The organism is Paenibacillus gyeongsangnamensis (assembly GCF_027533625.1).
Classification (GTDB): domain Bacteria; phylum Bacillota; class Bacilli; order Paenibacillales; family NBRC-103111; genus Paenibacillus_G; species Paenibacillus_G gyeongsangnamensis.
On sequence record NZ_JAQAGZ010000025.1, the window covers coordinates 126,101 to 133,776 of the forward strand.

General features: G+C 44.8%; 7 protein-coding genes. 4 read left to right on the top strand and 3 right to left on the bottom strand.

The annotated features are described in order from the left end of the window. Positions 1–255 precede the first annotated feature (255 nt). Entirely contained in the window at positions 256–1,149 is an 894-nt protein-coding gene (locus O9H85_RS30610) for a sugar phosphate isomerase/epimerase family protein (protein ID WP_269885189.1), read from the bottom strand. 571 nt (positions 1,150–1,720) lie between these two features. Between O9H85_RS30610 and O9H85_RS30615 the strand changes: the two genes are divergently transcribed. The 4 genes from O9H85_RS30615 to O9H85_RS30630 all read left to right on the top strand — a co-directional run bounded on the left by O9H85_RS30615 (position 1,721) and on the right by O9H85_RS30630 (position 6,627). Beyond that, positions 1,721–2,863 (top strand): IS4 family transposase, encoded by a 1,143-nt coding sequence (locus O9H85_RS30615; protein WP_269885190.1) that lies wholly within the window; start codon positions 1,721–1,723, stop codon positions 2,861–2,863. Positions 2,864–3,565: 702 nt separating this feature from the next. Beyond that, positions 3,566–3,745, top strand: coding sequence for a hypothetical protein (locus tag O9H85_RS30620; RefSeq protein WP_269885191.1), 180 nt, complete (start codon positions 3,566–3,568; stop codon positions 3,743–3,745). Between the two features lie 146 nt (positions 3,746–3,891). Further along, complete coding sequence (locus O9H85_RS30625; protein WP_269885192.1) at positions 3,892–6,252, top strand: S-layer homology domain-containing protein; 2,361 nt, start codon at positions 3,892–3,894, stop codon at positions 6,250–6,252. 183 nt (positions 6,253–6,435) lie between these two features. After that, the gene (locus O9H85_RS30630) at positions 6,436–6,627 is read left to right on the top strand and encodes a hypothetical protein (RefSeq protein WP_269885193.1); all 192 of its coding nucleotides are present in this window, start codon (positions 6,436–6,438) and stop codon (positions 6,625–6,627) included. Between the two features lie 11 nt (positions 6,628–6,638). On the opposite strand, the gene O9H85_RS30635 is transcribed toward O9H85_RS30630, so the two are convergent. After that, on the bottom strand, positions 6,639–6,791 hold the full coding sequence (locus tag O9H85_RS30635) for a hypothetical protein (RefSeq protein ID WP_269885194.1): 153 nt from the start codon (positions 6,789–6,791) through the stop codon (positions 6,639–6,641). A gap of 447 nt (positions 6,792–7,238) precedes the next feature. Next, positions 7,239–7,409 carry a LysR family transcriptional regulator gene (locus tag O9H85_RS30640; RefSeq protein ID WP_269885195.1) on the bottom strand — a complete coding sequence of 57 codons (171 nt, stop codon included), beginning with the start codon at positions 7,407–7,409 and terminating at the stop codon, positions 7,239–7,241. Positions 7,410–7,676: the final 267 nt, after the last annotated feature.

Genomic DNA, 7,676 nt, shown 5'->3' on the forward strand with positions numbered 1-7,676 from the left:
GTAACTCCTTGACCTCATCTTCACAAAAAAGTGGACATTTCCGTTCGCTAAAACGGATGACCACATAAGATATGTAATTCTATATGAAAATACAGTAGAATCATAGGCTCGTCAACGAAACTTATTATTTAATATTACTTTGTAATCTGTTTATTAATCTTTCTTTTCCGATAGCGTACTACATTCTAATTTCAAATGATTTTGAAGTCCTCTATCCTTTATATGATGATTTTTAAAAACATTTTGTTATGTAGCTCAAAGAACTGTTACTCTTACTTTGTCTTCTTCCCAAAGTCGGCGCAAATTGTCCATGCCAATCTTTGAGCCGAGCCTGCACTCTTCCATTCCTTCAAACTCGATGGTGGCATACCCGTTGTAGCCTGACTCTTTGATTAGTTTAACGACTCTGCGAATGTCGATATCCCCGTGACCGATAATGGCGCCTCTCAAATAATTGCCATGAGCCGTTCTGAACCAATCACCGCCTCCCGGAGGCTGATCGTACGGACGAAAATAGAAATCTTTAAAATGAATTAACGAGGCATAAGGCAAGTTTTTCTTAACCCCAATAATGGACGATTCATCCGCGCACATGAAATTGCCGACATCTAACGTAGTCTTGAAGTTGGGCCGGTCTACAGCCAGCAGCACGCGCTGTACACGGTCGCTCGCTTGGACGCTGAAACCGTGATTTTCAATGGTAGTTGTAATCCCGTATCGAGCCGCATAATCGGCGATAAGCCTGCTGCCCTGCACGATATGCGGAAGGCTATTTTCAAACCAACCGATTGTCATCTGTTCCGGCCTAATCGTAAAGGCCGTCACATCATGCCGCATATGCTTCATGCCCAAACGGGCCACCAGATCGACATGCTGCTTGACTCGCGCAACTTCCGCCTCAAAAGCCTCCTCTGTACCTTGAACGAAATTGGCCGGCATCGAATAGTTGGACAGTTCGATTCCCACCGATTTCGCTTTCTCGCGGACGGAGTCCGCCAGTTCCGGATTGTCCACCAGTGTAAACCCGTAGGGGACGATTTCCATATGCTCCCCACCGTTGTCTGCAATCCACTGAATCACGTCAAGTACGGACATTTCTCCAGCTTTAATGGCAGGAAGCAAGCTGTACGTGCTCAAACCGATTTTCATGTCGCACGATCCTCCTTCTACATTTTAAAATCTCCAATTTCTCCATGAGATGAAATTCATATTTCTAGCTGTTAACCTAACATCAATCATCTTTCCATGTCCATGCTATATACTTATTTCTATCAGGGTTAAAAAATTATAGCCCATTTGAATGTAAATTCGATATGTAAATGGGAAAACCCCCTCAGAACGTATATACAGATTATTCGCGAAAGAACAAATAAATCCTTCCAACTGACCTGCCCTTTAGCTTAATTAGGCCGATCATCCCGAGGCGGCCTCATGATGTTTGTGTTGAGCTATCGTCACCCGTTAACTTAATAAGCTGCCGCTTTCGATGTATGAAAAGCCTACCGCGATTATGCGCATATGTTTGTGTCGCAAAACGATTATGCACATATGTTTGTGTCGTGACACTGCGACACAAACATATGTGCTTTCACTAGCGTTGCATTAATTTTCTCTGAATGTTCATAATCTTCTGTCTTTTTATCATCAGGGCATAAAAAAATCCTTTACAATGAAATGGCAGGTAGTTCCTGTCCATAATCCACTGAAAAGGATTAAGCCCATGGACAAGGATACTCTATTTTCTTCATTTGGTAAATGGTTAGCACCCATTTGTACGAAATCGTTCACGGAAAAAGTGAAGGAAACGAACCAAGATAAGTACGTCAAGAAATTCACTACGCTGTCCTATCTGAAGCTATTCCTTCATGCTCAGATTCAGCAGCGGGACGGACTGCGTGAAATCGCCGATGATGTGCTTTCGAAAGACTTCCAGAAAGAACTTGGGTTGAAATCGATCTCTGCCGCTCAATTGAGTCGGAAACATAACCAAGTCGATTCCGCTTTGCTGGAGCATGTTTTTATGCAGTTGGTTTTACGTATTCGCCAACATACAGCGCCCTCCATGTTACGGAAGGATTTTAAAATCATTGACTCCACAACCATCGGACTGTGCTTGCAAAAGTACAAATGGGCAGAATTCCGAAAAACAAAAGCAGGTATTAAACTGCATTTCCGGCTGGAATACATCGATGATGAGACGGTCGTTCCCGAGAAAGTGACGATCACCTCGGCAAAAAAGAATGATCGAACTCAGATGGATGCTTTAATCAACGAACTCGGAGTCACCTATGTGTATGATCGCGGCTACATCGACTACGGGAAGTTCGATGATTACTGTGACCGCGGCATTTTCTTCGTGACCCGAACGAAGAAGAATGCGATGATTCGTCCGATAGAATCCTTTAGCTTGCCGCCAGAGAGCGCCGTTCTTACCGATGAAATGGTCTATGTCGGTACCCCGCAAAAGAGAATGGAAAACGTGCTGCGTCTGATTCACACGGTAGATTCCGAGGGTAACCCTGTCGCCATTTTAACCAATCGATTTGATCTGAATGCCGATGAAATTGGACAGATCTACCGGGAACGGTGGGTGATTGAAACCTTTTTCAAATGGATGAAGCAGCACATCCGGATTAAGTCGTTTTACGGAACAAGCGAACAAGCCGTTATGAACCAAATATGGACAGCACTGATTGCTTTTTGCTTACTGGTATTGGTGAAACTGGAAACAGGAACTCGTCACAGCCTGCTTCAGCTCTACCGATGGTTGAAAATCTTGTTATGGGATTCCGTTCAAGACTGGATGGAACGAATACATCGCTTGCCTCAAAGGATATCCGAGGGCAGACGGAAAAAGCAATAAGTACCGTTGTTGGATGGATGAGTAAATTACCATATAATTACCAAATGGACAGAGCTACCTTTCAGAGGTGATCGACCTTTTGGCGATGCGGCTTGAATCGTTGTTCAGAATAATTCGACAACTTATCCAAACGATTTTAATGCAACGCTAGTGATATCAAACAAATGTTCGTGTATAAAGAAATTCCTGAGCTAAATGGAGAATCAAATATTTATATAAACGACAAAAGAAGATCTGATAAGGCGCCAGTTCAATTATGATGATTCACTTTGGCCACTGGATTTATCCCAGAGAAGAGATGGAGCTGTCCAGCCGCGCAGCTCCTTTTTACATGCTCACAAAATCATGGGTTTTATACATATGTTTCATGGGGTGCTGCTAGTAAGCTATACCGGACATCTGGGGGGAAAAATGGTTGACAAGGAAAGACCGGTTAAGCCGCCAGGTGTACAGCAAGGTACAGGAGGACAACCAGGCAGACCGACAGGAGAAAAACCGGCTCCTTCCGCTAAGCCGTGAATGATAGAATGGACGGGCAACAACGTTTGATCGGCGTTATAAACTCAGATTTAAGCGGCTCATTGCTTCATGATATTTTCACAAAATTCACATCAAATTCTCATCAAATCCTCATGTACAAATGCTAGTGTACAAATAACAACTAGATACCACTAACGAACCTTAGAGGAGAGAGGTGAAAGAATGCAAATATCAAGTGTACAAGGCGGGCAACAATTACAACAACTGCAACAAACTGCTAAAGTTCAAGGATCTGCATCGGAAGAAGCAAATGAAAGTGCTTCTGAAAAAGCTACCGAGTTGCAGAAGAAAGCTGTTGCACAGAGCACAGGCGTAGGAGTAAATCTTGATACAAAGGCTTGAAAATAAAAAACACCCTAATTTTCCTTCTTGCACGAAGTTAACTTCGTGCAAGAAAAGAAAATGGATTTTTGGGTCTTTTTAATCATGTACATAAAACACCATGTTTGATGAACATGTCCATACAAAACGACGATGGAGGAAAGAGGATGTGGCATTACAAAAAGTTAAAAAAAGCTGTTTTATTTTCCGTACTGTTAGCCGGACTTAATGGATTACAAGGAGTCTTTGTATTCGCTGATAGTAATGGTCCTCAAATTTCAAACGTTAGCGGTTTTCAAACAAGCATTTTTGCACAAGGCCCTGCATCGACTAGTTCGCTTGACGACATTACGAAACTGGGCGACAACACATTCGTTACCTTCCAGAACGGCGTAGGGTCCGATGGCGCCGCCAGCAAAACCGGCGTTACGGCGAGCACCATTGTTGAGTATGACAGAAACGGTCAAATCGTAAACCAATGGCAGCTGACCGGAAAATGCGACGGGTTAACGGCAGATCCTGCCAACAACCGCGTGCTGGCCACCGTCAACGAAGACGGCAATTCCAGCATGTACATCATTTATCCAAATGCGTCGCAAAGCCAGCAAGTCCAGCATATTACGTACACCGGCTCTCTGGTGGATGCGAAAGGCAACTTGCAGTGGGGCGGCGGAACGGACAGCATCGCAGTCCAAAACGGCAACATCTACTTGAGTGCTTCCGCCCCCTCCGATCCTACGCACTCTGCCTTGGTACAGGCCGTTATACAAGGAAATACGGCGAACCTGATCCCGGTTATGGCAGGGAATGCAACCGCGACGGATGCAGTATACGGAGTTTCCGTCACGCTGGGCTTAACGGATCCGGATTCCAGCAAGGTGGTTCCGGACAACGCTCCAAAGTTTGCCGGCGACATTGCGTTGGACAGCCAAGCGGACTCGCAAATCGTTTTTGTGCACCATCCGGGAGCGAGCGATCAGTCGCAGCAAGTGCTGAAGCTGACCAACAATGTGCAGATTGACGATATGGCATGGGCAACCAGCGCGCAAGGGACGTTGTATGTCAACGACTCAGTTTATAATACGGTTTACGCTGTTACAGGCAACTTTACAGCTGGCACCATGTTTGTGGCGGTTCCTAAGACCGATGCAGGGGTACCTGGCTATGTAGGCATCCTGGATACGGCGACCGGAAACATCCAGCCTTTCTTGTCGGGAATGGGAAGTCCGAAGGGCCTGTTGTTTGTTCCGCTCATTCAAAGTAGCGATTCCAGTGACAGTTCCAGCAGCAGTTCCAGTGGCAGTTCCAATAGTGGTAGCCCTGGTGTTACTGGTAACAACGCACCGAGTACAAACAGCGTAACTGTAGCTACAGATGCTAACGGAAATGTGGATGCAAAAGCATTGACCGATGCATTCTCGACCAGTTCGACAGTAACAATTTCAATTACAGGTGATGTCGCATCCTTACCTGCCTCCGCGCTTATTGGCGTGGCGCAGAAAGATGGTGCAACTGTTATCGTTAAATCCGATCTCGGTACGTATATACTGCCTTTGTCCGTACTGAAGCTGGATGATTTGGCGAAAGCTCTCGGTGTTAACGTTGCGGAGCTTTCAATTAAAGTTACGGTTAGCAAAGTTACTGGCGTTACCGCTGCTGCTATGACTTCAGCAGCTAGCTCCACTGGCGTGAAGCTGCTTTCTGACGGAGTAGACTTTAATGTACAAGCAGTTAGCAAAGACGGTAAATCCCCTAATGTTGACTTTGGCAACACATACGTTTCCCGTACGTTGAATGTAAATGGAACGCTGGACGCAGCTAATACTACAGGTGTCCTGTACGATCCAAGTACGAAGACCTTCAGTTTCGTTCCATCCACTTTCGAAACCAAAGACGGAAAAACAACGGCGACACTGAAGCGCAACGGCAACAGTATTTATACGGTTGCTTCCTTCAACAAGAGCTTTACGGATATCGCGAACCATTGGGCTAAAGTCGACATTCAACTGCTGGCTAACAAGCTGGTTATCGATGGCATGACGGATACGACTTTCGCTCCACAAAATAACATCACTCGTGCACAATTCGCTGCGCTGGTAGTTCGAGCTCTGGGTTTGACTATTACATCTTCTACGAATATTGCTTTCAATGACGTTCATTCGTCAGACTGGTATGCCGGCGTTGTTGCAACTGCTGCTAAAGCGGGCTTGATCAACGGTTATGAAGACGGTTCTTTCCACCCGAATAAAGAGATCACTCGCGAAGAACTATCCGCTCTTGTCGTGCGTGCGCTGAAATACGCCGGAGTAAAAGCTGACGTATCCGCTGCTCAACAAGCAAACTTGCTTGCTAAGTACACTGACGCTAATAATATCGAGTGGGCCCAAGCTGAAATCGCTGCTGCGATTAATGCCGGTATCCTCAATGGTGAAACCGATACGTCGATTGGTTCCAATTTGACAGCTACTCGCGCTGAATCCGCTACGATGCTGAAGCGTTTCTTGAGCAAAGCAGGCTTCATTAACTAATCTTGCCTGTAAAGAAGAACCCGATACTCGCGCGGTATCGGGTTCTTCTTTTGCCCTTTTGGTATCCTCAGAACGTGTGAATAATCAAGATCAAATTCAAATTCATATGAATTACCCTGACGTGATTCATCGTCAAGGGATTTCTTCAACGGATGGTATAACAAGACGGAGATTTCGAATCTGTTGCAGATGTACTGTAGACAATCGTTCCAGAAGTTCCTTCCCCTCGTCCGTCAGAGAAATGTGAACGCTTCGGGCATCATCCGGATTCGATCGCCGTTTAACAAGACCGCCTTGCTCGCAGCGGGTCACCAAACCGACGCAGCGTGGTGGGTGACTTGCAGCCGTTCGGCCAGCTCGGAGATGGTAGCATAGTCGCGTCTCGGTTAGCCTTGAATGGCGAGTATCAGTTGATGCTGCTGGGGGGTAAGACCCACATCTCGGGCAGCGGTTTCACTGAAGTGAATAAATTTGCGTAACGTGTACCGAAACTCGGCCAACTGTTCGTATACGGATTTAGGCAACGCTTGTTTTGACATGTTATCGAGCTCCTTAGCGTATTTATATCCTATCGCGATATAGTTATGTGTTATGTCGAAATTATTAAGGGGGGAATACTTGTGAAAACGCGACGTTCCCGCTCAACGCCGAGGGTATTATACCTTTCATTCCTTTCGTTAATCGTAGGCTGTGCAGGCACGTTCATGGCGGGAGGGTTTTAAGCAGGACCAATTTGAACGAATTGATACCGAGGTTCGTAACGCCTTAGTAAATATCGCTCTTCAGTCATCAGATAATTATAATCATGTAAAATCAGAAGTTGAGAGGTTTGTAGAGAGTAATAAGCACTTAAAGTACATTAACTTCCTGTATTCCTTTATTGAAGATATGGAAGCACGCTACTATGACTCTCCAAAGTGGGCGTGATATTGGCGAGGTAATAAAACATTTAGAAAGTATCAAAAACTAACCCTTAATATAGGAAGTTAAAAAGAAGCCCTGTAACTGTAACTCAGGATAGGGATATTCAATTCTTTCTCCAATTGCTGAATCCGGTAACTGATTGCCGGTTGGGAAAGAAATAAGCGATCCGCCGTTTTTTTAATATTTTTTTCTTCGTTGAGCACCTGCAGAACCGTAAAGTCTTTAAAATCCAACGATCTCCCCCCGTTCATCCTTGCTTGGTATAAATCATTTTTGTATTTTTCAACACTAGCGTTGCATTAATTTTCTCTGAATGTTCATAATCTTCTGTCTTTTTATCATCAGGGCATAAAAAAATCCTTTACAATGAAATGGCAGGTAGTTCCTGTCCATAATCCACTGAAAAGGATTAAGCCCATGGACAAGGATACTCTATTTTCTTCATTTGGTAAATGGTTAGCACCCATTTGTACGAAATCGTTCACGGAAAAAGTGAAGGA